This window comes from Reticulibacter mediterranei (genome assembly GCF_016587455.1).
Genome location: NZ_BNJK01000003.1, coordinates 157,329 through 184,298, shown reverse-complemented (window position 1 = coordinate 184,298; position 26,970 = coordinate 157,329). Strand labels below are relative to the sequence as shown.

Annotated in this window: 19 protein-coding genes; 4 read left to right on the top strand and 15 right to left on the bottom strand. The window is 54.2% G+C overall.

Features of this window, described 5'->3' with window-relative positions:
* The first annotated feature begins 352 nt into the window (after positions 1-352).
* Positions 353-1,138 (top strand): hypothetical protein, encoded by a 786-nt coding sequence (locus tag K3T83_RS53710; protein ID WP_220211361.1) that lies wholly within the window; start codon positions 353-355, stop codon positions 1,136-1,138.
* A gap of 352 nt (positions 1,139-1,490) precedes the next feature.
* On the opposite strand, the gene K3T83_RS53705 is transcribed toward K3T83_RS53710, so the two are convergent.
* From K3T83_RS53705 to K3T83_RS53670, 8 genes are all read right to left on the bottom strand, one after another.
* Positions 1,491-2,396, bottom strand: coding sequence for a hypothetical protein (locus K3T83_RS53705; protein ID WP_220211360.1), 906 nt, complete (start codon positions 2,394-2,396; stop codon positions 1,491-1,493).
* Positions 2,397-2,420: 24 nt separating this feature from the next.
* A complete protein-coding gene (locus tag K3T83_RS53700; protein ID WP_220211359.1) occupies positions 2,421-2,984 on the bottom strand; it encodes a hypothetical protein in 564 nt (187 codons plus the stop codon).
* A gap of 537 nt (positions 2,985-3,521) precedes the next feature.
* Positions 3,522-5,162 carry a hypothetical protein gene (locus tag K3T83_RS53695; RefSeq protein ID WP_220211358.1) on the bottom strand — a complete coding sequence of 547 codons (1,641 nt, stop codon included), beginning with the start codon at positions 5,160-5,162 and terminating at the stop codon, positions 3,522-3,524.
* A gap of 164 nt (positions 5,163-5,326) precedes the next feature.
* Positions 5,327-8,851: a DNA-directed RNA polymerase subunit beta' gene (gene rpoC, locus K3T83_RS53690; RefSeq protein ID WP_220211357.1), complete on the bottom strand. Its 3,525-nt coding sequence runs from the start codon at positions 8,849-8,851 to the stop codon at positions 5,327-5,329.
* 9 nt (positions 8,852-8,860) lie between these two features.
* Positions 8,861-9,391, bottom strand: coding sequence for a hypothetical protein (locus K3T83_RS53685; RefSeq protein WP_220211356.1), 531 nt, complete (start codon positions 9,389-9,391; stop codon positions 8,861-8,863).
* Between the two features lie 67 nt (positions 9,392-9,458).
* Positions 9,459-10,574: a hypothetical protein gene (locus tag K3T83_RS53680; protein WP_220211355.1), complete on the bottom strand. Its 1,116-nt coding sequence runs from the start codon at positions 10,572-10,574 to the stop codon at positions 9,459-9,461.
* A 453-nt stretch (positions 10,575-11,027) separates the two neighbouring features.
* Positions 11,028-11,864, bottom strand: a complete 837-nt coding sequence (locus tag K3T83_RS53675; RefSeq protein WP_220211354.1) for a hypothetical protein — start codon at positions 11,862-11,864, stop codon at positions 11,028-11,030.
* Positions 11,865-11,892: 28 nt separating this feature from the next.
* Entirely contained in the window at positions 11,893-12,498 is a 606-nt protein-coding gene (locus K3T83_RS53670) for a hypothetical protein (protein ID WP_220211353.1), read from the bottom strand.
* Positions 12,499-13,493: 995 nt separating this feature from the next.
* Between K3T83_RS53670 and K3T83_RS53665 the strand changes: the two genes are divergently transcribed.
* Entirely contained in the window at positions 13,494-14,243 is a 750-nt protein-coding gene (locus K3T83_RS53665; RefSeq protein WP_220211352.1) for a pentapeptide repeat-containing protein, read from the top strand.
* Positions 14,244-14,400: 157 nt separating this feature from the next.
* Here K3T83_RS53665 and K3T83_RS53660 read toward each other — a convergent pair whose 3' ends face one another.
* From K3T83_RS53660 to K3T83_RS53630, 7 genes are all read right to left on the bottom strand, one after another.
* A complete protein-coding gene (locus K3T83_RS53660; RefSeq protein ID WP_220211351.1) occupies positions 14,401-16,488 on the bottom strand; it encodes a replication-relaxation family protein in 2,088 nt (695 codons plus the stop codon).
* Positions 16,485-18,689, bottom strand: a complete 2,205-nt coding sequence (locus tag K3T83_RS53655) for a type IV secretory system conjugative DNA transfer family protein (RefSeq protein ID WP_220211350.1) — start codon at positions 18,687-18,689, stop codon at positions 16,485-16,487. Before K3T83_RS53655 ends, K3T83_RS53660 begins: the two co-directional genes overlap by 4 nt.
* Positions 18,647-19,528: a hypothetical protein gene (locus K3T83_RS53650; protein WP_220211349.1), complete on the bottom strand. Its 882-nt coding sequence runs from the start codon at positions 19,526-19,528 to the stop codon at positions 18,647-18,649. The genes K3T83_RS53655 and K3T83_RS53650 overlap by 43 nt, the downstream gene beginning before the upstream one ends.
* A gap of 18 nt (positions 19,529-19,546) precedes the next feature.
* Positions 19,547-20,119, bottom strand: a complete 573-nt coding sequence (locus K3T83_RS53645) for a DUF2690 domain-containing protein (protein WP_220211348.1) — start codon at positions 20,117-20,119, stop codon at positions 19,547-19,549.
* Positions 20,116-23,154, bottom strand: coding sequence for a VirB4 family type IV secretion system protein (locus tag K3T83_RS53640; protein ID WP_220211347.1), 3,039 nt, complete (start codon positions 23,152-23,154; stop codon positions 20,116-20,118). Before K3T83_RS53640 ends, K3T83_RS53645 begins: the two co-directional genes overlap by 4 nt.
* Positions 23,155-23,216: 62 nt before the next feature.
* Positions 23,217-23,465, bottom strand: a complete 249-nt coding sequence (locus K3T83_RS53635) for a hypothetical protein (protein WP_220211346.1) — start codon at positions 23,463-23,465, stop codon at positions 23,217-23,219.
* 25 nt (positions 23,466-23,490) lie between these two features.
* Positions 23,491-24,360: a conjugal transfer protein TrbL family protein gene (locus K3T83_RS53630; RefSeq protein ID WP_220211345.1), complete on the bottom strand. Its 870-nt coding sequence runs from the start codon at positions 24,358-24,360 to the stop codon at positions 23,491-23,493.
* A gap of 780 nt (positions 24,361-25,140) precedes the next feature.
* On the opposite strand from K3T83_RS53630, the gene K3T83_RS53625 reads away from it, so the two are divergent.
* On the top strand, positions 25,141-25,899 hold the full coding sequence (locus K3T83_RS53625; protein WP_220211344.1) for a hypothetical protein: 759 nt from the start codon (positions 25,141-25,143) through the stop codon (positions 25,897-25,899).
* A gap of 16 nt (positions 25,900-25,915) precedes the next feature.
* Positions 25,916-26,902 (top strand): hypothetical protein, encoded by a 987-nt coding sequence (locus K3T83_RS53620; protein WP_220211343.1) that lies wholly within the window; start codon positions 25,916-25,918, stop codon positions 26,900-26,902.
* Positions 26,903-26,970 lie beyond the last annotated feature (68 nt).

Genomic DNA, 26,970 nt, shown 5'->3' with positions numbered 1-26,970 from the left:
TATCTAAGTGTCTATATTTTTTTAAGGAAAAAGTATCTAAAAATAAAAAATTCGTATCGTAAGTATACTCTTGTGGTTTGTTTTTCGGAAAATGGATCAAGCGAGTGTTCTCTGTTTCATAGGGAACGAAATGTCCTCGTAAGGAAGAGAAAGTACTAGTTTGAGGAGGTGGCGTTATATCTTGAGAAAAAAACCGTAGGAAATAGGAGGAAGTAGGCGGTATTCACACCTGTGAACTTCCTACCGTCTCTCCTATCACGGAGAATATCGTATCATGAGTAGGAAAGAGTTCTATCTGGAAATAGGTGAGCTTGTATTTCTTTCTATTTCCCGCGGTTGACTGGAGGGTGTTATGGGAACACGCGCCTACTATACAATTCGTCAGGTCCGCCTACTCCTTGGGGGAGGCGGAGGGAAGTTGGTAGATGGCAAAATTTTGAGTAGGTGGATGAGGGAAGCCAACATTGCACCGCAGCAAAATCCGCATGATAAGCGGGAATGGAGAATCACCCGTGTGCAACTCGAAGCGTTGGCGGAGGTACGTGCTATCACCCTTCCAGCAGATGAGACCATGCGGGAAGATATTGAGCAAGCGAAATCGCTCAGCGCCTTGACCATCGAGATTGAGGGACTTCGCCAGGCGGTGGAAACGCTGCAAACCACCCTGGACCATATTCCACAGACCCTTACCGCCGCCTTGCAATCACAGCTCGATCAGATCATGCCGCAGATTCTTGCCCGCGTCAGTGCCACAGGAGGGCAACCAAGCCAGGGAGGTGAGGAGGCGACTTCACCACTTTCACCCCCTCGTCGTGTTTCTGCGGCAGCGCATGCCCCGTCGAATGTGCAACAGGAATCTTTGGAGATCAATAGGATTGAGGATGTCTACCAGGTTGGGAGTCTTGTGGCACTGTCGGATTTTGAAAGGCTCCATCACGTCCCCCATCCCAATTCCTATTATCACATGCAGAGAAAAAAAGATCTTCCCGTGCTGAACGTGTATTGGGAGCGTGAGGGAAAGCGCCCTCTGACGTTAGCGCTGGATGAAGACGGCCAGGCGATCTTCTTTCAACTCTTTTCCCAGCAAAAGGATTTTCGGCGCTGTGCCCAGTGCCCTCATCATGTGCCAGAAGGATGAAGGTAGCTCACGTCCCAAGCCTGCCTCTTCTTGTCACATCACTGATAGCGTTCTCGTTCTCGCTTTTTTCATGTCGCTGTTTAAACGTCAAGATGTGGATAAAATGCAAGCACTCCATCAAGGCGGAGGCTAACAACAAGAGGATGTATCACTCTCGTTGCTGGTGTGTTTCGCCGCCTACTCCAAGCGCCGCCTACTGGGAGTTCTTGAAGTAATGAGGGAAATGACGCTCAGTGTCCCCCATCATCCCTCCATTACTCCTCATTTTTCGAGTAGGCGGCGCTTTTGCTTGGTGTTGTCTGTCATGCTTACTGTTCCTATTCCCAAAACAATTGCACGCGCTCAGTGAGCATCATTGTTGTGCGCTTGAAGATGTGGGGATAGTAATCTGGAGCGGTTGATTATAGTTCCTGAACTGAATCGTTGTGGTCGTATCTACTTGCACCGTGCGCACTACCGCACCTCCCTGCTGTCCGAGGCTTGGAGCCGGGTCGAGAGCGATGGTGGCTTTCCCCTTGAGGATGACCTGCTGAAGCCTGGAGGTGTCTTCGTGAATGAAGAGATCCAGCTGCAGAGGCGTCTGAAGTTGGACACGTGAGAGCAACTGCCCCAGCTTTGGTTCTGTGGTGGTCGCTGCGATCTTCACCAGCTCCTGCTCCGTCAAGGTGACCGTGAGGTGATGAACCGCGCCCTCTTGTGTTTGAGTGATACCGTGATCAGTCACCGCGACGTGTTGCGCAGCAAGCATGAGCAGATTGAGGGCGTGCATTGTACCTGCCGTGACCTGCTGTTGGCTGAATATTCTCGCCAGATCAACGACCAGCCATTGGGGCGCGGGCTGATTCCCTGGAACGGTCACGTACAGCTTTTGGCCTGAGACCACCTCTGTCACCTGGAGAGTGATTGGCTGTTGTGCTGATGGAGTGAGGATCAACTGGAGTTGACCTTGCTCCTGTTGGGATGGGATGCTGATATCACTGTTCAGTTTCAGCGTGTAGGGGATAGCCTGGTGCTGTGGCAACGCAGGGAGTGTGATCCCGTTGGTTTGGAGTGTTCCCTGACTGGTTGCAGCAACGTGGGCCGTTTTGACCTGCTGCATGGCCTGCACGGTTTTTGTCAGGAGGAGCACTGTTCCATCCGTTCCTGTTGGTGCTCCTTGTGGCGGCGCGGGAGCGGTTGTTGTGCCGCTACACGCGCTCAAGAGAACAATCAGCAAAGGGAGTGCAGCTATCCAGTGTTTGGTCGTAGGGTATTGCATCTTCGGTCGAAATCTCCTTTCTTCTCACTGACGCGATGAATCTTTTTGCTCTTCACTAGGATCAAGATTGCCCTTTCCATCGCCTGCCACTTGTCCGAAGGCTGTGCAGACCGGTTTGGTCGCATGAGCCATCCAGCATGCCTGCCAACGATGCCCATCATTACGATTGGGGGCCGTCTCGAAGGGACCAGGAGTGATCATTGAGGAACACTCGCCTTGCGATGCTCCATGGTGTTGCTTCTGTGCCGCCAGGTCGTTTTGAATGGTGTAGCAGCCACCATGGAGTAATGCTTGATCTGTATTCAGCAAGGTAAATCTGCCAAAGAAGGCATCCTGGCTGGGACAGTAGTCAAGCATCAGGGAGAGATCCGTCCCATTCTCTGTCTTGACGACCTTTGAGCTGAGATGCTCTCTCTTTGGGTCGTTATAACAACGGAGCACATCTTCTGTCCTGCTGTGGGGAGTGGGGGGAGCATGCTTCAACGAAGATGCTGATGGCCTCTCCAAAACTATCTTCAGGAGCAGTCCACTTCCAAGCAGGAGTGCCAGGCAAGCCGCAAGCAGGAAAAAGAGATAACGTCGTTTCATTGGGTTTTCGCCTTCCTTCCATGATCTATTGATGGCGCGAGGCATGCTGGCGATCAGATGACATCGGCATGCTCCAGGCGAGCGCCTCGCGTCAAAAAGGGAGATGAGCGATGCCTGTCTGCGCCATCAACAAGCGAAGGGTAACGTATGAACAGGGGAACAACCTGGGAAGAAGCTGGGAACAAGACGGGCAAAGGGAGGGGGAAGATGGGAAGGATGAACTGAGAAGGCTGGAGAAGCAATTTGCTCTCCGCAGGCTCTCTTGAGAGAAGAGGGAATTACCGGGAGTGTCTGTGAGCCTGGGGCTGACGACATGCAGGCTATGGGCATGAGTACGAACCGTGTCCTCTTGCGCGAACCTCGGACCTGATCGCAATAGGCTTTGTTCAACTGTTCTTTCAGATCTTTTTCGTATGCTGGATGATAAGCGACGGTGGGTCTGAAGCTCTGCTGTGATTGGGGCACCACACCCATGCCATCGTTTGAACCAGTTCTACCCGCTCTCCCCCTTCCGTCGTAGCAGGAGGGGGAGAACCATCATGCGCTCTCGGTACGCAGCAGTTGCTCATCTTCCATTCCATAGGGGGTCGCGATGGTATCGGGGAACTCGTATGCTCCTGTCTGGTCGCGAACGGCATCCTTGACCTTTGTCGTTTCGGGTTGGGGCGTCCAGTGTCCCCAAACAAGGAGCATTTGTTTCTCGTAGAGCGCATACGCTCGGCTGGCCGCCGTTGTACTCCCGATCATGCCGTAACAAGCAAGTGCTCGGCGGATCAGCTGCTCGCTCAAAACGACATGTGGGCCGAAACGTTTGCTCCCTGCCTTAGAAAAGTAGACCGTCGTATCAAAACGTCCATCCTTGATCCGGTTATTGCAGGCTGCCATAGCGCCCCTGGCAAAGAGTTCTGCCGCATTGGCGTAATTGGTTGCCTTCCGTTCGTATTCTCCTGCATAGAGCAGGGCCGTGAGGTAGTAGTCGCGTAGCCGCGTAAACGGCTCACGCGCCCAGGACTGAGGCCAGGGATCAAGCGCATCGGCATCCTCATCGAGCAAGTCTTCGATGAAATCGCCTTTGTATGCCTTGATCAAGGCATCACAGGCGTCTTTGACGTGCTGTGGAACCGTTTTTGTCTGTTCAATGGCACTCTCTGCCCCTTCGATGATCTGGTGCTGACTTTCGATGAACGACAGGTCTACGATCTGGCAATACGAAGCAAGAGTATATTTGCGCCCCTTGAGGAGCGTAAAAAGGTCCAGATCCAGATCCTTTGGGAGGACGGATTCACCAAGCTCTTTCCTGGCACGTTCAACTGCTTCATCGATGCGACGGCGAATATCCCGCTTGGCTGTTGAGAAGGCGCTCTGTACTTGTTCTGTGTCCGCCTCTTCCGATCCAAAGACGTCTGTGCGCATCTCGCCGAGTTGGACATGCTCACCCTTGTGCCAGGCAATGTAGGCGATGAGATGCCTGGCGCGTACGTTGAGGTCGTCGATGATGATCGGGTAGCGCTTTTCCTGAATGCAGAGATCCATCTTCACCTGTCTCAGCAAGTGGATCTCGATAGTCGGTTCTCCTTGCGCTCCACTGTCATGCTTGTCTGGAAGTGCGTGTTCGGCTTGCTGGTCGAGATGGTGTGCTTCTTGAACGGCGTCGCCGTTGCTCTCTTTGGTATGCACGTGAGTGTGTGACATGATGGGTGTCTGAGCTGATGGTGGAAGGGGGAGGATCGGGAGCGACTGCATCGTCTGTTCCTGGGTCGCCGCCTGCATGAGCGCAGGTGCCAGGGATGGGAGAATGACCTCATGAGGTTGTTGTGGAAGAGAAGTGTCTGTGAACGGAGGAACGTGCTGTTGGGATCTCTGATACTGCTGTGGAAGATGAGCTATTGGGGTCTTCACCTCATGCCTGGAGGATTTCATCGCGTACCACACGAGGACCCCAGCGAGCGCAAATGCCGCGAAGACGAACGCGGTGAGGAACATGCGAGCAAACAGCCCAAGAATAACAGGCCTATTTTGTTCGATACTCCAAAGCGCCGGGAACTGGCTGAGAATCAGTCCGAGTTGGGGGCCGTAGCGTAGACTCATCACCAACAGCCCAAGGCAAAACGCCCCTCCAACTATGAGTGTTGGTTGCCCCTTCCTGTCCTCGCGGGAAGAACGTTTGTCATGTCGCATTGCACTCTCCTTCTCGTTTGCAAGAATACGCACGCGTGAGATCTCCCTGGAACCCAGGTCACGCACTTTCCATCGTTCTGAAGATGTTCAGAAAGGTTCTAATCTGAACGTCCTTGTGCATCACTAGTATACAACGCAGAGACGACGAAGAAAACAGCAGGTGCTCAGGCAACACGCCTCGCTGTGCGTTCTCCATCGCGAGGCGTCGGAATACGCCCTCCAATGACAAGTTGTTCCTTATACCCTCGTATAGGATCCTCTCTCCCACCGATTGCGGCCCGCATGAGGACGCGGCTGGTCTCCTGGAACGAGGCCGCTGCCAGAAAGCTCCTGGTTTGCAACACGGTCCTGGTCAGGCCGAGCAGGATTGGTTGTGCGACGGCTGGCGTTCCCCCTTGCGCGAGCACCTGCGCGTTCATCTCCAGGGTGGTGAAGCGGTCGGCAATGTCGCCGGGAAGCAGCGTGGTGTCGCCGGGATCGCGCACCAGCACATACCGGAGCATCTGGCGAACGATACATTCGATGTGCTTCTCACTGATGTAGACGCCGGTTCCTCGGAAGACGCGCTGTACCTCGTCGATCAGATACCGTGCTGCTCCTGCGCGTCCACGGGTGGCGATCAGCGTTTGGGGATCGCACGCCCCATGTGCGAGTTGCGTGCCCATCTCGACGCTCTCGCCATCGTGGACGAGCACCTGTTGGCCAGCTGGTAGCGTCACGCTCCAGGTCTCAGTTGGTGCGGAGAGGCGCAGCGTCACCTCGCCTGTGTCCTTTTCCACATGCATGATCCCAGCAAAGGGTGCCAGTGGGGCGGGTTGCGGAGGGGTACGCCCTTCAAAGAGTTCTATGACGCGCGGGAGACCGGCGCGGATGTCGCCTGCCGCATTGGCAATGCCTCCACTATGAAAGGCCCGCATCGACAGTTGCGTTCCCGGTTCGCCGATGGATTGGCCTGCAATGATTCCGACTGCTGTTCCCAGACGAACGAGGGTGCCCCTCGCCAGGTCGCTGCCATAACAGTGTTGACACACCCCATAGGTGGCTTGGCAGGCGAGCACAGAGCGCACGCGTACGGCTGGGATCGCTTGGGCCACTAGATGTGCCGCCTGTGTATCGTCGAGAAGCGTTCCTGCTCGCAGTCCCGCCACGTCTTCTGCCAGCATACGGCCGACGATCCGGCTCTGCATGTTAGGTAGGCCGAGTGCGAGGCTGTCCTCCTGCGTGATGCACACGGATTCACTCGTGCCGCAATCAGGCATCGTGATCCAGACCTCCATACCGGCCTCCACCAATTTGCGGGTGAGATAGCCAGTCGTGGCCGTGTTCAGTGAGCGACCCATAAAGCCATTGCGGGCGGCAGAGGCCGCGATAAACGTTTCGCGGACAGTGAGGCCTTCTAGATAATTGCCTCGAATCGGGATGACAATAATTTCTCCTGATGGCCGGGCCATGAGGCCGCGCATGCCGGAGAGCTGGCGGATCTGTTGGAATTTGGCTTTCGTGGCCCCGCTTTTGATAATGGTGGCGAGCGCGCCCCATTGATCGAGCGCCGCTTCGAGACGGCTGCTAATGGCGTCGGTTGTCGCTTGCCAGACGGCGATGCGTTGCTGATCCGCTTCCTCTGCTGAGATCATGCCCAGCTGCGCTTGCTCGGCGATCTCAAGGATGTGCGTATCTGCCTGAGCAAGCAGTTCGTGCTTTGCTGGTGGGACAGCGATATCCGAGAGAACGGAAAAGCTGATCCCGCTGCGGGTAGCGTAGGTAAATCCGGCACGTTTGAGCGCATCGACCATCCGCGCGGTTGCCTGTTCTCCACAGACCCGCAGGCTCTCTGCTACCAGAAGTTTGAGACGCTCCTTGGTCATCTCGTAGTTTTTGTATTGGAGGGCCTCTGGGAGCAATTGATTGAAGATGAGGCGACCTGCTGTGGTGGGCACTCTTTTGTTGGGCGGCAGCACACTCCTTGTGTCTGGTGCTTCGTAGAGCGTGTGTGTTCCCAGCCGGACAACGATGCTGGTATGTAGGTCAATGATGCCATGATCCAGGGCGCACAGCGCATCATCAGCATCGGCAAAGAGGCGACCGCTGCCCTTTGAGCTGGGACGAGCCTGGGTCAGATAAAACAAACCCAGCACCATTTCCTGGCTGATGCTGACCGCTGGTTCGCCAGAGGCGGGGGAGCGCAGGTTGCGTGTGGAGAGCATCAGCGCCCTGGCTTCCGCTTGCGACGCGTCAGAAAGAGGCAGATGGACCGCCATCTGGTCGCCGTCGAAGTCCGCGTTAAACGCGGAGCAGACGCACGGGTGTAATCGGATCGCGTTGGAATCGCTCATCCAGACGACTTCAAACGCTTGAATAGATAGGCGGTGCAGCGTTGGCGCGCGATTGAGTAAGACGACTTTGCCGATGAGGACCTCCGCCAGCACATCCCAGATGACCGGATCGGGCTTGCGTGTGCGTTCAATCATGCGTTTGGCAACATGCGCATTGGGAGCATGATGGCGTTCGACCAGCATCCGAATGAGGAAGGGCTTGAACAACTCCAGGCATATTTTTGTCGGCAGGCCGCACTGATGGAGCTTGAGTGAGGTATCTCCAACGATCACTGATCTGCCTGAATAATCGACTCGTTTGCCGAGCAAGTTGCGACGAAAGCGGCCTTCCTTGCCTTTCAGGATATCCGTCAGGCTTTTCAACGGTTGCTTGTGGGAGCCGATGACGGGGTGTTTCCGCCGGGCATTGTCGAAGAGCGCATCGCAGGCATCTTGTAAGAGGCGCTTTTCCTGGTTGAGGATGAGGTCGGGAGCATCCTTGGATATGAACTTCTTGATGCGGTTATTGCGGTGGATCACCCGCTCGTAGAGCGCATTGACATCGGAAGTGGCATACCGGCCGCCTCCGAGGGGCACCAACGGACGCAGTTCTGGCGGGAGCACGGGAAGCACCTCAAAGATCATCCAGGCGGGGGCAATACCGCTGGCACGGAACGCTTCGACAAGGTGCAACTGTTTCATGGCTTTCTTCGCGTGCGCTGGATCGCTCAGGATCATCGCACGCAGGTCGGCGGCGAGGCTATCCAGGTCGAGCGCTTCTAGACGCGCACGCACGGCCTCCGCTCCACTGGCTGCGGTGAAGACTGTGCCTGCAAGTGCACAGAGCGTGCGATACTGCGCCACATCCAGGAGGTCGCCAACTGCTAGTGCGGCCAGATCATCTCGTCTCGCGTCTTTGGCGTCAAGGTGGGCCAGCAGCGTTGTTCTCTCCTCTTCTGCGATGTCAAGCACGAGATAGGCACTGTAGGAGAGAAGTGTGCCGAGCGAGCGCGTTGAGAGGTCGAGCAGCAGGGCGATGATACTGGGAGCGGAGCGCGCAAACCAGGAATGGGCAACGGGAGCCGCAAGAGTGATATGGCCCAGGCGCTCGCGTCTGGTAGAAGAGCGCGTCACCTCGACGCCACACTTCTCACAGCGCAGTCCTGGCGTGCGCTCGCGCTTATACTTCCCGCAGGCACAGCACCAGTCTTTGATCGGACCGAAAATGCGCTCACAGAAGAGGCCGCCGGGTTCCGGCTTCTGGGTGAGATAGTTGATGGTTTCCGCCCGTGTCACCTCTCCGTAGCTGTGCGCCAGAATCTGCTTTGGCGAGGCGAGGCTGATGCGAAGCGCCTTGATCGATCCATCGTTCATCATGCACCACTCCTAGATCTGCACCGTGAGTGAGGTGCCGTCGGTAAAGTCGAAGACCACGTACGTCATGGTGGGTGGCTGTTGCTGCTGGTAGGACATATCGGTATAGGCCTGCACGCTGCCATCTGGCTGCGCAAGACTATTGTTGGCGATATCCCGTGTTCCCGGCAAAGAGGGTTGGTCGCTTGCCGTCTGAATAACGGCGTGTATGGTCATAATGCCGCTGTGTGCGTAGCCAATGCCTCGAACCCAATAGCCCTGGCACGTGGGAGACTGGCGGAGGTCAACGTAGCCCACCTGCACCCCGTTGTGCCAGGCAGGTTGGCTGCGGACGGTCTGTGCATCGTGGTCACACCGGGTACGGACGGGGTCCTGGTTGTTACAGTTCTCGTGATTGGGACTGTCAACGCAGCTGTGCGCTTCAATCATGAGAGGGCCTGCTGCTTTTGCCGGTGTGGCTGTAACGATCACAGCAGCAAGGACGAGCAGAAAGCAAAGGCTCAGTCCCATCATCGCCCCTCTCCAGGAAGTGTTGTGCATCATATCTATGCTCTCCTTTCCTTCGAGCATCAGGACTGATGCTCGAAGGTCACGCTGATCTCAACCGTGATCAAGAGCCGAAACGGCCAAGCAGGGAGAACGCACTACGGAGAAACGCCTGGTCAGTATTCCCGCCAACAGAGAGGGTCACCACATGATGTGTTGAGGATGATTGTGGTGCCGACGTCTCCTCGGTATGGGACGCCCCTGGCCCGAACACCTCGGCGAGCATCTCTTCCAAATCGTCAAGATCGCTCTCTTGCTCGTCTTCCTCTGGACACTCCGGTGGCAGAGGAAGGATCGGTTTGACGAGCAACGAAGGCAGATCAAGCTCAACTGGATTGACACGGACATGAGCAGCCCTCCCTGCATGGAGCACAATGCACTCGTCATCAGGCATGGTGAAGACCTGTTGCTTGAAGCAATGACGTATTGGAACGTCGCTCATCGGAGAACCTCTGTGCATAATGAGGGTGGACACCTGTTCGACGATATCCTCACCAACGCCTGCAAAATCTGCAACAGAGCGTGCAGCGGCAAACAGACTCCCTTGCGCCTGATCCAGCAGTGCAAACAGCGGTGGTAACTCTTCATGCGCTAACAGCAGTTCAGGATGCTTGAGCAGCAGTAAGAGACGAGGTTCGTCAGGCTCCCGCTCGCTGATTGCTCTGGTGACGTACCTCAGCAGCTTACGGGCTTCCAGACGCGCTGCGGCTGGCTGCGACCAGATGTTGACTCCAATGGAGAGCGCCACCGTCTCCTCTTGCGCAAACACGTCTTCCAGGAACGCATGCATCGCGCGTGGAGGAGGCAGGCGGTGCGACTGCCCTGATGCAAGTTGATAGACCTGTTTGCAGCCCGAGGACCGCATCGCTGCCTCGAAGAGGTTGGCCTGATAGCGGTTCGTCTGTGGGTCGAGCAGCACCACTTTCCACCCATGTCTGATCGCAAGGTTTCCAAGTTGGAGCAGGCTCATAGTGATTCCTTTCTCAGTCTGCCCCACAATCAGGCCTGAATGAGTGGCAAGATCGAGCTGGTAGTGCTGTGGCCCCCACAATCGTCTCCACAGGGGGAGAATCTGCTGCCCAAAGGCCCAATCCGGTGGAGTCCCTTTCAAGAGAGACGGCGAAGGAGTCGCGGGACGCCACACAGATGGCTCCCGAATCCCTAGTGTCGAAGAAGACAAAACAATGATCCTTTCTCGTTGCGTGACTGTCTCTTTCTCCCCGAGATGCCCCGAGGAGCGGGAACGACTGGCGAACGACCTCTCAGGGAGGTGCCGCGTTCCATAGCCTGGAGTGTAGAAGGCAAAGTCGGGTCGGAGGTGGGCAAAAGCTGGGATCAAGACGGGCAAACATGGGAGCAAGCTAGGAACAAGATGGCAGGAGTGAGAAATGCCATGACTTCTGTTATTTTTCTCTGATAGTGTTCAGATTGCAGGTGGTGACTTTTAGGTATTAGTCCCGTTGACGCCATCCAGCGTCTTCACAAGCAACGCCTCAATAAAACATACGCTGATGAAGAGGCTTCTTGCTTTTTCGTCTTCACGTTGGACTTATCTATCCGCTCACACACGTATATTGGACCAGCGCTACCGAATGAAGAGGTGCTCATGAAGCTAGTGTTCCCTGTTTCTCTGCTATCTTCTGCGTCGCGAGCGGCGCTCTGTCCGTGAGCGTGGTGTCGAAGTGGTATCTGACTGCTTCTTTTTTTTCTCTTGCCTCTTCTTCACAAACTCAACTATCCAGGGAACGTTCATTGCTGAACTAATGAGAGCCGTGACCAATTCGCTGAGTGTAAACTGGCCTGGAGTGATGAAAGGAGTTGAAGTGTCAGCTACATTTACGTCTAGTCGATGCTCCGCAAGGAGACGTTGTATCTGATTACTCCCGTTGAATGGTCTCCAGATCCCAGTCACCGATACATTGAGAACCTGAGTATCAGGAAGCTTAGGGGTAACACTCCACGTGAATTGGATCGACTGTTGGTCAAGCGACTGTATATCTTGCGAAGGAGGAGCAATATCGAAAGCACTTGACGTGAGCTGTGCAACAACAAAAGGATCAAAATTCGGACCAAATGCTGCTGAAATAGGCACATCTGGAGTACCAACGGGATTGAATTGACTTGGTATCTGGATCTGACCTGATTCACTCGTGGCAGTTGCTGCTGATGGTAGTGTCCGAATAATGGTAACAGTAAGACCAAAGGAGTGACTTTTTACTACATGATCTGGCAATAGAATCTGCGTCATTAATCCCGAAGCATCTTCATAGGAGAGTGGAGGAGGTCTAGGGATACTTATTATAGGTGAATTACTGATACTATTGTAACCAGAAAGGATAAGGAGGAACGTAATGAAGATAGCAGCGGTCCATTGAAAGCTGACACGAGGGAACTTGTGGTTGCTTATCCATAGGGTTGCCAATCCAATAAGAGCGACGGCCAGGCCAAAGAGCAGTAGAACAAGTTCCATTTCTCTCCTCCTTCATGACGCTTTTCGGTCAGCGATCTTCCTTCTTGTTCAATTGATACACCTGCACCGAAACAAATCCGTACCTGCCAGGTGAAGCCTGTGTTTCCTTGATCACAGCATCATTTGCCTGGACATTGCTGGCATGCCGCAAAAAAATGACAATTCTCGATAAAGCTGAAAAGCCCGTATCCAGCAACGGATTCGTATAGAAGGAGGTTCCTTCTTGTGCCATCACGAAGGAACATTGCTTGCAGGCAGCCAGAAAAATATGCACTGTATTTGGACGCTGTACCGTCAAGATGAGCGGAGCATGGATCGCTTGTAAACGGACCTTGCAGCCTAACCGCTTCATGAGGGAATCGCGGACGGCCCCCTGGACCGCTCCTGGTTCGGAGTTCCATTGATCCCCCTGATGTTGACGCCACTCATCGGTCACAAGGGAATGGAAGGATGATAGGAGCGCATGTAAATAGATGCATGCTGTGCTATCAGCATACCATCGGGTCATCTTCTTGTACAACCTCATCAAGGGTAGATGTGGTGTTCCTTCCCCATCAACTGGCAGCGAGGAATACGTGCTAGAGACGCCTGGAGGGCGAGGAACTCTCCCAAAACTCTGAGCAATCTGAAGCATATGTTCTCCCCCTTTCTACAGTAAGTATTACCTATGCTTAGAGAGGTTGTCAAAGTGAACGGTAGCTTGCTTGCTCACTACTCATTACTATTCCGACAGACATCATCTCTGCGCTCATAGCATCTTGGTAAGATGGGAGGGCATCCATGCTTTCTGCACATGTTCATTCATCATCAAGGTATGCGCATCTGATAAGAAAGATTGGAAGTGTCTCAACATCATCATCGGGTCAAGCTTTGGATGTGGAGAGGTCTTCCCAAGCAGTGACAGCACCTGCACCGTCTCTTTTCGTGTCACTTTTGAGGAACAGCGTAGGAAGTACCTGTCTATTATAAGGTTGTCCTTATTTTGCATGGAGAGGCGAGAACGTCTCCCAGGTGTTAGGAGCGAATGGATACTCTCAACGTGTTTAGAGATGGAGGTTGAAATATATCTATTCGATAGGGAGTATACATTGTATGTAGGGTGAATAACAGCTGCTGCCCTAAGATAACTGATCAGTATAAGCACAGTCACCAAAGAACGTAATGCGAATCTATGTAGCAATGAGGAACCTATCGCAATAGGCGGCAGATGGGTTACGGAAGTTGGTGTTCTCAGGCAATGATTTCCTCCTCCCAATTCGTTTCCCTCTCTTCTATTATGATGAGTAAGAATGGAATACAGAAGGAGAAGCCAATGCGGCGGTTATTTGGACGGCTAGTGAATATCGTACTAGGTATTATCTTTGATCATATAATAGCAGTAATAGAAGTTTGGCAAGAAAAAAGAGTTCGTGTTCTCCTTGCACTTGTTGTTGCCCTCCTTCTTATTTTTACCCTCAGTGTTATCATCTTTGGTTAGACCTGGACGGGCTTTACCGGAGGATATGGTGTTATAACGACGCATGAGACGAGTCATGGAGTTACTACAGATGTTCAACGGCCGGCACCTAAGACATTCTGGGATGTCTTACAATTGTTGATTCTTCCTGTTATCCTTGCCGTCGGAGGGTATTGGTTGAACAAAATACAAAAAGAGAGAGAGGAAAAACCGCAGAGCAACGTACACTGAAGGAGCAAGCACTTGCGCAGGATAATCAACGTGCAAAAGCCTTACAAGATTACATTGCCGCGATATCAGATCTGCTCCTTAAAGGATACCTCGCAGAGAAAACACCAGATGATAAACCAACACCAGAGGCCGAAAATGCCCGTACTATTGCTCGAACCTATACTATCTCCCTCCTTCCTCTGTTAGATACAGACCGTAAATCGAATGTACTTCAGTTTTTGTATGAGGCGCGTTTAATAAATCACCCCAATCCCATTATTCATCTCACAAGAGCCGATTTGCAGGGAGTCACCCTCAAAGGTGCTTTTCTAAAGGGGGTGAATGTGCAAGGAGCGAACTTGCGAGGAGCGAACCTGGAAGGAGCCAAGTTGGGGGGAGCTTACTTGGAAGATGCCGACCTGGAAGGAGCGAACTTGCAAGGAGCCAAGTTGGGTGGAGCTAGCTTGGTATTAGCCCATCTGAAAAGTGCCAACTTGAGTGATGCACGGCTGCAAGAAGTTGGCCCAGAAGGCAACCCTTTTCTCGTTAGAGCAATGGCTCGCAAAGGTCAACTAAAAAAGGCTAACTTGGAAAATGCCGAATTGGAAGGAGCCAACCTGCAAGGAATTCTATATATTACCCGTGATGAACTGGAGCGAGATACGACCCATTTGCAAGGAACAATTATGCCTGATGGCACTCGACATCCGTAAAAGGGTAAACTGATAGATCAGCCGGACGAGGATGAGGAATATCTGTAGCACTCACTATTCCTTGTTCTTCTTCTCGAACCACGAGGGTCACTCTCGTGCTACGTTCCTCAATGGTACTCTGTGGATGAGAGAAGGTCATTGGAGAACGAATACAGCACTAGCGAAGATGGTCGAGAATGTGAGTGAGACCGTGCTGGAGGATGTGTGCTTCGAGCGCGATCATGATGGACACATCAAACGCGCCAGCCCTGGCTCTGGCCGCTTCAATATTCGCCATCGCCTGCGGGTTTTGCGTGATCACTAGGATCGGTGGCAGGGTCGAACGGGTATCTTGTTGGTATTCTGTGTAGCAGCGGAACTTGCGGCGTAACTGGGGGAGGGTGGTGGTATCGCGGTCATACTCGATAAGCAGTGAGCGAGCAAGTGAGGAGTTAGGGGTCGTGTAGAGCAGTTCTGCATCGGGTCGAATGTCCCGCTTACGCTCCGGTTCCAACAGGTCATGATAAGACCGTGATGATTCACGCGCGCTTTTCCAGTAAGCGATGTGATAGGTCTGGGTTCGATACGATGCCTCCAGGATGCTTCGTATACAGCGGTAGATGCCAGAGGTATGGAACATCTGATTTGCATCTTTTCCCCAGAGGCCCCGTATGCTATTTTGCACCCAGGTGACCTCAGTCGAAAAGGGAGAGATGGGTGTTTGCCGTTGTTTCTCTTCAAAGGGTGCTGCCTCTTGCTGTTTCCGACGCTGCTGATCAAGGTAGGACAATTCGAGATAGTAGGCCGGAGAAAGGCCGTGGCGGCACGCTAGCCAGCGGAGGGCCGCTTCACAGAGACGATATCTGGCGTGTTCTGGGCCGCTCGGCGCATCGCGCCAGAAGGCAATGCGAACCAGTTGGAGATGAAGCAGCGGCATGATCTGGCGCGAGAGGAGACGCTCGTCACGCTGGCTGAGCAACGAGAGAAGATCGGAATGCGACAAATAGGGGTGGCGGGCGAGGTGGGCGATCATCTCTTTTTGTAGATCGGAGAGGGCCAGCGTGAGCACGGCGCTCATGGCCATGCGATCGGTTGGCCCCCCGTAGAAGGCTGTGAAGAGGTCCGCGCTACGTTGTGCCACCTGTTCCCCTGTCGAACGCTTCGCGGTGCTTGGGGCGGCCACAGTGACAAACGGAGCAGCTTCCTGTTGCAGATCGATCTGGACATACCGTGAAAGCGAGTCGCGGCGACGGGCACGCGGATCAGCGGCGAGTGCCCGCTGAAAGGAGAAGTACTGGGAAAATCGCTCGACGAGACGGGGAGACGCCTCTCGATCCAGGAACGAGGCGAGAGAAGTGCTGGTGTGCTGACGCACCGCGCCATCTTGTTGGATCAGGGCGTGAAATGGCGTCCAGATCGGCTGGTAGGCTCCTTGGTCAAGATCATGGATATCAGCGATGACGCAGGAAAGATCCATATGCTCACGGGCTGGTTCCGGCGCACGCACGTCAAGGAGCGCGATCCCTTGCGCAAGCGTCACCCGGTTGACCTGCTCAGCCCAGAAAGCAAATCGCTCCTGACTGGAGAGCAGGAGGACATGGGGCATGATCTCCTGGGTGAGATGCCTGGCCTGTCGAAGGTCAAGCAGGCTTTGAGTAAAGGTCTTGACCTCTGGCTGTGAAAGCATGTGTTCAGGTTGATCCACACGCACATAAAATGCGTGTTGCGTGCCTGTGGGGGTCTGAAGGAGCAAGGCCGCATCAAAGTGGAGTGTGTGGTTTTTCCCTGCTCGGTCTGCATAGGTTTCCTTGAACGGTTGCTGGTAGCTGCTCACCCGGGAGCCAGGTGGCTGATCCGCAAGCAAGCGGGTGATCCACGCGGAGAGCGCGAGATGCACGCAGGGCCGCGCCAGCCGTTCGAGGAGATCGGCACGCGTGATGGGATAGGCCACGGCCAGCTTGTACACGGAAATGGGATGAGGATCGAGGGAAGCGAGTACATAGAGGCCAAGGTCGGTCAGGTAGTAGCGGTGACACGTCACCTGACCGACCTCCTCGAACGAGACGTGTGCGACGATGCCCAATGTGGAAAGCTTCGTGAGGTGGTTCCACAGCGTGCTGACATTGCGCCCAGTAACCCGTGCCAGCTCCTCACGCGAAAGCAGCGGAAGCCAGACGAGCCACCACAAAAGATCGAGGTGATCTCGAATGTGCAGGTGAGGATCGCAACACGCCTCGATCTCTTCTCGTCGCAGCGTCTCGCTCATGCCCCGCGCTCTCGTTCCCGACCCTCACCCCCCCAGCTGGTGGATGGAGGCAGCGACGCTGGTAAGGGGCGGAACTCGGATGCTTCGTCGCCGCCTTCCCGATCCTGAAGACCAGGGGGGGGAGTGCCTGCCGGGTGCTTCTTGAACTTGCCCATGCGACGGCTGCGAGTTCGCTTGTGACCGCTGTTTTTGGGAGCTTCGGACGACTGCGTCCCGGTGGAGGTTCCTTGCTTGGTCTCCTTCCCCTGTTCGCCGCCGGTTTGCCCGTGCTTTCCAGGGGTTCCCGTCGATTCGTATCTTCCCCCTGCCGCCTCTTCACCCGTGGTCTGTGTGACCTCCTCTTCACGCTCACGCTCCTCTTCGCGTTGCTTGCGGCGTGTTTCGATGGACTCGGCCTCTTTTTCGATGCGGTCGGCGAACAATGAGACATCTAGGAATTTTTTCAGATGTGCTTCGTGTAAGCTGTCGCAGGTTGCCGCCAGCAGAAAGCGAGCCTGGTTCTGTTGTTGGATGGTTTTTCCCTGCGTGAGCTGCGCTTCCGATGCGTTCCAGCTCGCAGGTTGAGCGAGGGTGATCGATGTAAACTGCTGCGGATAATCTGGAATCGCAATGCGTGCATAACAATGCAGCCTGGGCTGACTGATGATATGCTTTTGCGTGACCCGCTCCTGGAGTTCTGCCTCCAGGAGTTTCGCATCCGCCGCACTGACATTGAATGCGAAGAGGTTATCACAGTTGCTAAAGAGCATCTCTTGCAGGCCTTCTTTGATTTGGTTCAGCCGTTTGAGGCTTTGTGTGGTGAACAACGCTGAGCACCCCCATTTTGCATCTTCGGAGAGCAGCTTGTCGAAGGTACTTCCGCTAAAGTTTTGCAACTCGTCGATGAACACCGCGCACTTGCGCCGCTGCATGAGTGGGGTATCCTGCTGCCGTGTGAACGCATAATGCAAGGTATTGATGAGCGTAGACCCCAAGATGTTCACCGCTGACTCATCCATATCACGCGAACTGAGCGCGCAGAGGACGATCTTGCCATCGGTGATGGCCTCGTGGACCGGTGCAGTTGTGACCGACTGACTGAAAATGCGCCGGAGTTGCATATTGTCATTGAACACGCTCATCTTGGACAAGATCGGTAAGATGATTTCCTGGCGGAAGCTGGAGTTCGAAGGAAGCGACCAGTAGGTATGCTGAAACCACGCCATCAACTCCTGATGCCAGGTCTCGCTGCGATCTAGTTGATTGAGGACCAGTGTGGCATAATCTTTGTACTGGAGAACCGGGTTAATGTCGAGAAGCGTATATTGCTCACTGGCACGGCCCTCGGCGCACAACTTGAAATTCAATGTAATTAAGCACAACAGGATGTTTTTCAAGAAGAATGCCATCCTCGGCCCCCAATATTTCTCCCAAATCTTCTCAAATGCGCCCATGATCGAAGAAATCATTTGATCCCGTGATAAGCCTTGAGTTGCATCAAGTGGGTTGAGGCCGACAATATACTTATCGTCAGTAAAATCGAGCAACAATACATCGTTGGCTCGATGTTTGGGGATGAGCTTCAAAAGATCAAAGACGAGATCTCTATGAGGGTCAATACAGAAAATTCCTGGTTGCAGTGAGCCATCCCGCACGTTTTGCAACATCCCGGAGACCAGGAGTTGCAGCAAAACCGATTTGCCATATCTTGAGCGACCGACCAGGAACTTGTGCGAAAGTTGCGTCAGATGGGGGAGAAGCACTGGGACTGCGTAGCTCCGGTGGCAGGACGTGCCAATAGTCACCGGTGGCAACGGGTCCTGGCTCTTGGAAATGGCATACGCCACTTCGGGTGAGAAGAGCAAATGTTTGACGCTGATGCGTCGGACCAACGGGAGATCCGTCAACTGTTGCGGCAGGTGAAACAGCCCGGATAACTCCAGACTGTTGCAAATGTCACGGCTCCACCCTGGACGAAAGAGGCGGAGAAGCGAATGGGGCCGGGAAAAAGCGTGCTTTGGATTGCACAGCGTGCTTGCCTGTTTCGCGGATGCATTGACGGGGGTGACTGATTGCAGCACCAGGCTATTGGCGGAGGCCAGTGAGAATTGCCGATACGCGACCTCCATTGCCAGAAGGCGCTCACGGAGTCCCTCTTGACAGGAGGTTCCTTCCCGCCCTACGACGATGACCCGCAGGTGCAGATAAAATGCAGCGCGCATGAGCTTCTCCGAGACGAGCTGCATATCGTAGATCTCGGGTCGCCCCTGCTTGATCCCCCCGATGATCCCCCGATGATGGCGAGGGCCGCGACCACGACCAGCAGCGCCAGGGGAAGGAAGGCTCCCTCTCGGTACCAGCGGTATCCCCACAGTGCGGCCAGCACACCGAAAAAGCCGAAGAAGATCCGCCAGCCCCGCGCGAGGTCAGCACCATCGCCTCCCTTGAGCGAAGCGGCAAACCGGTCTCGCTCCTGTTGTAACGGATGCTCTACGGCTTTGCGCAGGGCCGGGGCGATCCAGTCGTCTGGGGCGCGGACGAGCGCGAGTTGGCTGATGATGCGTTCGCCAGCGCCGACAGTTTCCATTGCGGCCAGGAGATTTGCCAGCGGATCGCCTCCCGCCTCAGTCAGTGCTTTGGCCGGAAATGTTTTGATGGGCATCCAGGCGGCTTTAGCCAGGGTGAACTCGCCGATGAGTGCATGCTCACCAGGGCGAAGCAGCAGCGGATCAGCGCTTGGTGCAATCCGTGTGATCTCCGCTTGTGGATACTGTGCCTCGAATTGCTTGCACAGGAGGGTCAGTTGCGCCTGCGAACTGGTGCGAAGGACAAAGCCCTGTTCTCGACGGGTGCCAACTAACTCCAGACAAAAAGGCTCATCGCTGGAGCAGGCTTGAAACCAGTTCTCCATCGCTGATGCCTGCAGTTCGCCTTCGTCGGATGGAATGATCATCGCCAGGTGCTGACTTCCCATCTGCGTGTCCAGGCGCATTGCCGGAAGAGGCAGCGTGGGGGCTGTCGGCGTATTATGCTGGCTAGTAGGTGTGCTGATCTGTGCCATAGGTGCTGTTCTTCCTCCTTACGCGACCGTTTCTCGATACTGCTCTGCTGGACTAAAGGCAATGATTCCCTGGAGCAGCGGAGGTGTCTTGCCAAACACCATATTCGTGTAGGCCGACTGAGCGTTGCCTTGAAATGGGCCGGCAACACCATCGGTGTAGGGACTGAGCAGATAGATGTTGGCATATCCCTGGCTTGTGCTTGTGCAGCGGCCCCACCATGTGTTGCAGTGCAGGGAGTGACGCAGTTCCAGTAGACCAATCTGCATCCCCTGACGCTTGATGGGAACAACAAGGTCCGTCTGGGCATCGGCTGTGCAGCCCTGTGCCATAGGATCTTGCCGGTGACAATACGCTGCCACAGGAGTACTCCAGCAGGTGTCTTGGCTTCCATCCCGAGTGGCTGCGTAGGCGACTGGACCGCGCAGCAGTGCAACGCATCCGATGCTGATTGCGACCAGGGTGGACAGGATCAGCAGGAGCAGTCGCTGGACAATTGGCTGTTTCAGGCGTCTGAGCAGCCGGAACAAGGTCCGGCGGATGAACGACCACCATGGCCCAGCGGCCGCTTTTGTGTTTGTTGCGAGCATCATGGATCTCTCCTTTCGTCCTGCCCCATCGAGGCAAGGGAGTAGGTGCGTGTCTGTTTCCGGAAGCGCTTCCGGTCTTGTGGGGCGGTCGTGAACAAGGACCAGTGCAGTGGACTGGCGGCGATGGAGACGGCAGCGTATTCGTTGCCGACCCGCATGACAATGTGCCCTGGGATCGTCGCAGTGATCGTTCGCTCTAACTCCTCTGGTAGATGCAACTCCTGTGCCGCATACTGCTGCATGCCGAGAAAAAAGGCGGCGCCACAGTTGTTCATAATGACCGCCCCATCCGTCAGGAACTCGCGCGGGTGTTGCGAAAGGGTAATCTGGGCGATTCCCAACTTCCGCCCACCTCGTGATCCGATTTCGAGAGACTTGCGCCCGGCAGGATGCTTGAGCATGTAACTTGCTTCCTCGACAACATACGCCAGGTAGCGTTCATCCTGGCGCAGCGCTCGATGCCGCATCAGGAAATTTTGAATGACGAACGTCATGAACGCATACCATTTCTCGTCCAGTTCACGAATGCTGAAGATGGTCAGCGGCTTATCGATGGCGACGGACGTCTGGCCTGAGAACAGGTACGCGGCTTTTTCCAGGCGCTCGATGAGGGATGCCTGCATGGACGGCGATGAGGCAGGAGTCTGCTTCATCATCTGGGTAAAGGCAGCAAGCGTCGGCATCGGTCGCAGCAGCGTCTCGGGATGGCTTCTGATCGCCTCAGAGGTAATGCCTGCCTCTGCGTAGGCCAGACGCGCGACATGCATCAGGTAGGCCTCTTCAATCTTCGAGAGGCGCGTTTCGGCATCGCAGAGCAGCAGCGTGAGTCCAGCCAGCAGCGAATTGTCGATGAACTCGGAGAGCAGATCCGCCGGGTCGTCTGCATCTACGTCCGATGGAGCGTAAGGGAGATCGAAGAAGTTGATTGGACACCCTCGCGCCAGGTTATAGCGCTGGCTCTCGCCATCCAGGTAGATATGGAGTGGGAGATAATCATCGTCGCGGTCCAAGACGACGACATCAGCGATCCCCATCCCCATGATGCCGGTCACGAAGACTTTGCCTGCGAACGACTTGCCCATGCCGCTTTCCCCTACAAAGACAGCATGGGGATTGGGAACGCGTTTCTCCTCGTCCCACGGGTTATAAAACACCGCTCGGCGGCTCGTGCCTGTCCCCGTGAAGCCCAAAAAAACGCCAGTAGGAGTGCCAATGCTCCCTGAACTCAGATGCAAGAAACTGGAGAGCACATCAGATGGAAGATTGACGGAGGTGTCCAGTGCGGTCATGGGACAGGTGGGAAGCGTTGCCTGCCAGGCCTGCTCCTGCTGACGAGTGGCGAGACGGACCTTGAGTTGTTTCTGCCGCAGATGCGAGAGCAGATATCGGGTACGCTGCTCCAGCCGTTCCCGGCTCCCGGCATGGATGCCGATGGTCATCTGGACGGCAAACACCTTCATGCGCCGGGCCGCCAGGGCGTGGGTGACGGCGCGGATCTGGTCGGCCTCGATATTTCGACTGGCCCGACCAATGCGGATCGCTTTCTGGTCTGCAATGCGCCTGGACTCCAGACGGACCAATTGCATCTCCAGTCTGTTGATCAGGTATTGTGAATCGAGGGGGTCACACGAGGTGGCAATGACCATTGGCAATCCCAACTCAGTCAGATCGCTCACCCATCCACAGCTGAGTTGGTGACCGTAGCCGACCACGTGGAAGTAGCGTTGGAAGCGCTTTTTTCCTCGAACCGTGACTTCGATGATATCAGGGGAGATATCGATCTGCGAGGGGGCGACGAGATCCGCCAGTCGTATGCTTCCTGCTTCAAAGCGTGCTTGTGGACTCATACTTTGATAGAGAAAGCTGCCATGGAGTCCCTTGATGGACTTTTTATAGGTGCGACGACGTACCTTGTTCGAGTGGAGCGAGCGCGGATTGGTGCCCTGCGTTACCCCGTTGCCTTCCTGTGTGCGTTGATTCAGCTCTTCTGTGAGCTGATGCAGCGCGGAAATGTCAGGGTCCTCGACCAATTGCGGCAGAAACGGGGGAATCTCTGCTCCCAGAGCCAGGCTCGTGGCAAATTCCCGCAGCAGGTCGGGATCATCAAGCAGATGACTGCGTACATCAAGCTGTTGCAGGATCTGTTTGAGGACAGAGAGACGAATGCGCAGCTGGTTGATGACTTGCTCGCGTGGAATCTCCACCTGCTTTGGCCGGGAAACCAGCCGGAAGAGAAAAGCAAGGATCCCCTGTTTTTCACCATCGCGTTCGCGTGCTGCTTCCTCCTGGGCCGTGGCCTCGACGACCACAAAGTGTCGGACAAGCGTGCAGTGCTGGAGGTGCTTTTCCTGATAGTCGATACTCGCCTGTTGCAGCGCGGCCAGACGCGGGGTTTTTGCAAGCAGCGCAAGCGCCTCGCGCTGCTTGCGGAGCGGAGGGTACTGCGAAGGCGCAACCTGTTCAACATGGCTGAGGAATTGCAGCCGAAATTCCAGGCCACACAAAAAGGTCTCGAACCGGCGAAAGTGTTTGAGTCGTTCGTCCTCGGGCAGAAAGCGAATGTTGCGTCCTTCACATTCGAGGATGGCCCAGTAGCGCCCTGCTGGCCCTTTTGTGCCCGGCTCAGTATAGCCGGCAATGCCTCGCTCCAGGTGGTCGAGCGCGATCCAGGTCGTTTGAATCGGCGCGCCCCGCGTGTGCTTGGTGGTGCGTTTCGCGCGGTGTGGCTGTTCTTCCGAAAGCTCCTGCCAGGTCGTATGTTTGGCGATGAAGAGTGCGCGAATGTACAGGGAGAGCCAGCGAACAAGGGTCTGCTCACCTGCCTTCCCATGGATAAGGAGAAGAGCCAGGAGCGCAAGTATTCCGGCGACCACGAGGCGTAGGACAAAGGGAAGTCCTGACGTCACTTCAAGGATGCCCACCCCAGCTCCGATGTCACTCAAGAGCTGGGTGAGTGACATCACGCCAAACACTTTTTCCTCAAAGGAAAAGAGCTGGCCGGGTACCTGTTTCACGAGTGGATTGGTATCATCTTGCATTCATCGCTCCTCATCGCGCGAGCAATACTCCGAATAGAGCATCACCCGGTTGCTCTCCTGGCTCACAACATTTTTCCCAGGCCTTGCGCGAATTGCATGAAAGCACCGGTACCGGCGATGATTCCAGCGCAAATCAACACTTTTTGCAGGTGCTCCCAGCGGTTGCGGTTGGCCATTGCCGAGGAGTCATGCGAGAGCATGATCAACATAGCGTAAATCCCGATCATCAAGCCACCGAGGGTAATGCCGATTGCGGCGGCATGTGTCTGGAGTTGTCGAATAATGTTGTCAAGATTGTTGAGTGTTTGCATGGTCTGTATTCCTTTCTTGAAGTGATTAGAACAATAGTGCCGCTGCCGTCACCGCGCCGCGCACCAGTGAGCCGAGTCCCGGGGCACTGCCCCCTGTTGAAGAGGCGAAGCGTGCCATGATGGACGGGATCTCTGCTGTGAGATTGAGCATGGCGATGGCGAGAATAAAGCCGGTAAAGCCTGTCTGCTTGATTGCCAGCAGAAACTGGAAGCCCAAACTAAAGGTCAAAAATTGAATGAACTGCTCCAAAATCGTGACTAAGTAGGTGCGGAACCAAAATTGGAACCAGGGTGCGGTTTGCAGATCCAGGCTCATCAGGAAGGCTGGTCCAGAAAACACAAAGAGGACGTTGAAGAAGACGATGCGCTTGATCGCCTGGAAGACGACCCGCACCAGACTGATCCCGAAGACAATCGCCAGGACCACCGAGAGTCCTGTGTTTTGATTGGCATCGAATAGTTTGCCGCCATTCACCTGTTTGAGAAAGTCGGTGACGTTGGTACGCACCAATTCACAGAGCGCATTGACAATAGCAATCAGCTGCTCGCCCAAAAACGCCGAGGCGTGAATCAGCAAGACGGTCAAAATGACCTTTGGGACGAACTGCGACAGCGGCATATGCGTGGTGCCAGTCGCCTCTCCATGCATCATTTGAATGATCTTCATGGTCACATACAGACCCAAGAAGGCATCTGCCACCCCGACCATCGTCAACCATGCCCCGTGAACAACCGGATTCCCAGTCGTGAACGCGGTAGGAGTGTTGCCAATCATGGCAAGGAATGGCGTAATGGCATGCATCAAGTCATTCAGCGTGGTGCCGATGGCATTACTGAAGAATTGACTGATGCCTTTGGTGATATCTCCAACCAGGTCAGCTGTAACGTGTAGCATCGTGTTTCCTCTTTCTGAACTGTGCTCGTATGCACCTTTCGCCAAGAAGCATAGTTATCTGACCTGGGGGCGAGGTGGTCTCAGACGCGGAGAAAGATAGGAACAACATGGGAAAAAGACGGGCAAACATAGGAACAAGATGGCATAGATGAGCTTTCGCTCTGAGGTGGCAGGATAGAGTAACACCAATGCAGCAATCCTACGAGAGATGGAGGAGCCAGTGAAGCCGATCTGCATGGTTTCGGCCTAGAATCCGTTCCTTATATAAAGGGAAGAATAGAAATCTTCAATAACCGCATATTCCTCTCGATGTTGCCAGCAGGGAACTGGTTTTTCTCTGTCGTGTTGGAGTGGCTCTCATACCTGGCGGGGAGAGACGCATTTCACGTGCTTATCAGAAAAAGAAACCAAAAATACATAAGATTGGCATTGCGCACTTTGGAACGTTCCTTTCTCGTCATGCCGCCTGGAAAGGGGATTGACCGTTGGTAACAAGGCGGTCACTGACGTATTTTGGTGTGACCATTTCTTCTTGTTGCCATCATCTGTAGGGCAGTTTTCCTATCTTTTCCCCATGATGGTATCGTCTTCGACTAACGTTTTTCCCCTAACACTTTGCTACAGTACAAGCGTCCGAAAGACGGATAACGATTATGAACTTGCCTGCACAGAGATGAGAGTACCTGCAGAACGCTCATCTCTGTGCCTGGCGTAAGCCATGACATGGATGGGCTCATTGATAGGTGCCTGTGGAGGTAAATATAAAAAGGAGTTCTTACCATGTCTATTCAAAATATGTTCAACGGATGCATTATTCTCTCTTTTATCGCAGTGGTTCTTTATGAGCTATTGGTGATGCGGAGAGATCATGAAGTCGAGGCTCTATTCCGGCAACGATTGGCTTTGCATGTATTATGGAGTGACGTAGATCGTTTATACTACGAGCTTCACGGGACAAGCCGGGAAATCGAAGAAGATGTTCTGGCAGTGTGCCGGATATACGGAATTCCAGCACCGAAGTTGGTCTTGCCTGAATACAATCGTGTGTTTCTGATTGAATTGGATGCGATTGGACACGCATTACTCTTGCTCGGACGTCAGATCGACAGCGCACGAGCCGATCACGAGGACCTGGAGCAGTTTTCCTACTGGTTCAAGGAATTGCGTTCGCGCTTCCGAAAGTTCAGTCGAGATAATGGTCTTCAGCGTTGCACGGTGAAGCGCTGGTTGCAAGAAATTGCTGATCTCCACGAGGAGGTTGGAGGATATTATCAAGCGCAAGCAGTTGTGTTGTACCAGCGGTTCGAAGGATTGTTCCATTTTGTGGAACAATTGGTCGATGAGGACAAACTTCCGGCAGAAGAGCAAAGGGTGTTTGTGGCAGCACTTGCTAAACAGCAAGTACACCTCATTGTAGCCTTTGAATACAATGGGCGAGGAAAGAGGTGTACATACTGTGATGATAGTGAGTGTGTTTGGTGTGAGAGGAGTTATCCTCGCTTGGAAGAGGTACTAGCTGGGTTAAATTTGCCTGTGTGAGGATGTTAAGCCTCCTTTGATCTGTGTAAAAAATATTCGTACAGGTACCACCATGAGGCGGTTTCCTGTACGAGTAATCGTGCAGAGCTGTTTCGTGGTGGTTCTTTCAGTAAGAAAGGAATCACCAATGGCAAACCCTTTTCTGATCGCAGATGTTGATAGTGCTTGCCGTCAGGCACGCGTTTACTATGTGGATACCCTTGTGCAGATGCAGAGGAATGGTGGTCGCTCTGAGAGCTTTTTCAACGCTGAACTGGAGAGACGGCTTAATAACCTGGATCAGGCTCGTGAGGCTGCCCATGAGGCTGCTTATTGGGCAGATCTGTCAACGGCAATCGCTCAATTGGTATCCATTGTCCTCGAATGGGGAATCTACAAGGCAATTCAGGACTTGCTTCAAGCAAGAGGGGTGTATATAGATCCCCATGATCCAGCGTTGTCTTTGGCTTTTGACAGGACGATCCAAGGAAAGCTAATTTCTTGGGCGACTGAACTACAAAATACGTGGAGCGAGGGAGAACGCCAGAGAAACGCTGATCAGATGAGCGTCTATATGCAGCGTAACGGACGGCTCTACACTCAAATTATCCAAGAGCAAGGTAAAGCTCTACATAACGTCCAACAGTGCAATCAACAGCTTGCGGATTCAACCATACGAGCTATTGACCAGGCGCAGCAAAGCGTGCAATGGATGATGGGTGAATCAAAGCAGATTCTGCAGAATGCAGGGCAGAATGTAAATTGGCTGGGCGAACGCATTGTTGCAATGCAGGCTGAAGTACAAAAAAGTATGCAAGAGGGTTTGAAAGCTCAGAAAGAGGTGACAAAGTCGATTGAGCAGAATCTCCCCAGAGAGAAAGAAAAGTCCCAGTTCTGGGGCCAGGTGAAGGGATGTGGTGTGGGGTGTTTGTCCCGTGGCTGCTTAGGATTGCTTATTCTGCTTTTTGGTGGAGGCGTCTTTTACGGTGTGTATCTTCTGATGCAGCACGTGGTGCTGCACTAGTCCCCTATTTGGAGCAGGGGCAAATACTCCAACGGCACGCAGGACGCTCCTGCTCAAGACCCTTCATC

Excerpts from the sequence above, each read along its gene's own strand:
- K3T83_RS53670 (WP_220211353.1), bottom strand. The coding sequence starts at position 12,498 with ATGCTTCAGATTGCTCAGAGTTTTGGGAGAGTTCCTCGCCCTCCAGGC.
- K3T83_RS53650 (WP_220211349.1), bottom strand. The coding sequence starts at position 19,528 with ATGGCACAGATCAGCACACCTACTAGCCAGCATAATACGCCGACAGCC.
- K3T83_RS53710 (WP_220211361.1), top strand. The coding sequence starts at position 353 with ATGGGAACACGCGCCTACTATACAATTCGTCAGGTCCGCCTACTCCTT.
- K3T83_RS53630 (WP_220211345.1), bottom strand. The coding sequence starts at position 24,360 with ATGCTACACGTTACAGCTGACCTGGTTGGAGATATCACCAAAGGCATC.
- K3T83_RS53685 (WP_220211356.1), bottom strand. The coding sequence starts at position 9,391 with ATGATGCACAACACTTCCTGGAGAGGGGCGATGATGGGACTGAGCCTT.
- rpoC (WP_220211357.1), bottom strand. The coding sequence starts at position 8,851 with ATGATGAACGATGGATCGATCAAGGCGCTTCGCATCAGCCTCGCCTCG.
- K3T83_RS53700 (WP_220211359.1), bottom strand. The coding sequence starts at position 2,984 with ATGAAACGACGTTATCTCTTTTTCCTGCTTGCGGCTTGCCTGGCACTC.
- K3T83_RS53660 (WP_220211351.1), bottom strand. The coding sequence starts at position 16,488 with ATGAGCGAGACGCTGCGACGAGAAGAGATCGAGGCGTGTTGCGATCCT.
- K3T83_RS53705 (WP_220211360.1), bottom strand. The coding sequence starts at position 2,396 with ATGCAATACCCTACGACCAAACACTGGATAGCTGCACTCCCTTTGCTG.
- K3T83_RS53645 (WP_220211348.1), bottom strand. The coding sequence starts at position 20,119 with ATGATGCTCGCAACAAACACAAAAGCGGCCGCTGGGCCATGGTGGTCG.
- K3T83_RS53625 (WP_220211344.1), top strand. The coding sequence starts at position 25,141 with ATGTCTATTCAAAATATGTTCAACGGATGCATTATTCTCTCTTTTATC.
- K3T83_RS53640 (WP_220211347.1), bottom strand. The coding sequence starts at position 23,154 with ATGCAAGATGATACCAATCCACTCGTGAAACAGGTACCCGGCCAGCTC.
- K3T83_RS53675 (WP_220211354.1), bottom strand. The coding sequence starts at position 11,864 with ATGGAACTTGTTCTACTGCTCTTTGGCCTGGCCGTCGCTCTTATTGGA.
- K3T83_RS53655 (WP_220211350.1), bottom strand. The coding sequence starts at position 18,689 with ATGCGCGCTGCATTTTATCTGCACCTGCGGGTCATCGTCGTAGGGCGG.
- K3T83_RS53695 (WP_220211358.1), bottom strand. The coding sequence starts at position 5,162 with ATGCGACATGACAAACGTTCTTCCCGCGAGGACAGGAAGGGGCAACCA.
- K3T83_RS53635 (WP_220211346.1), bottom strand. The coding sequence starts at position 23,465 with ATGCAAACACTCAACAATCTTGACAACATTATTCGACAACTCCAGACA.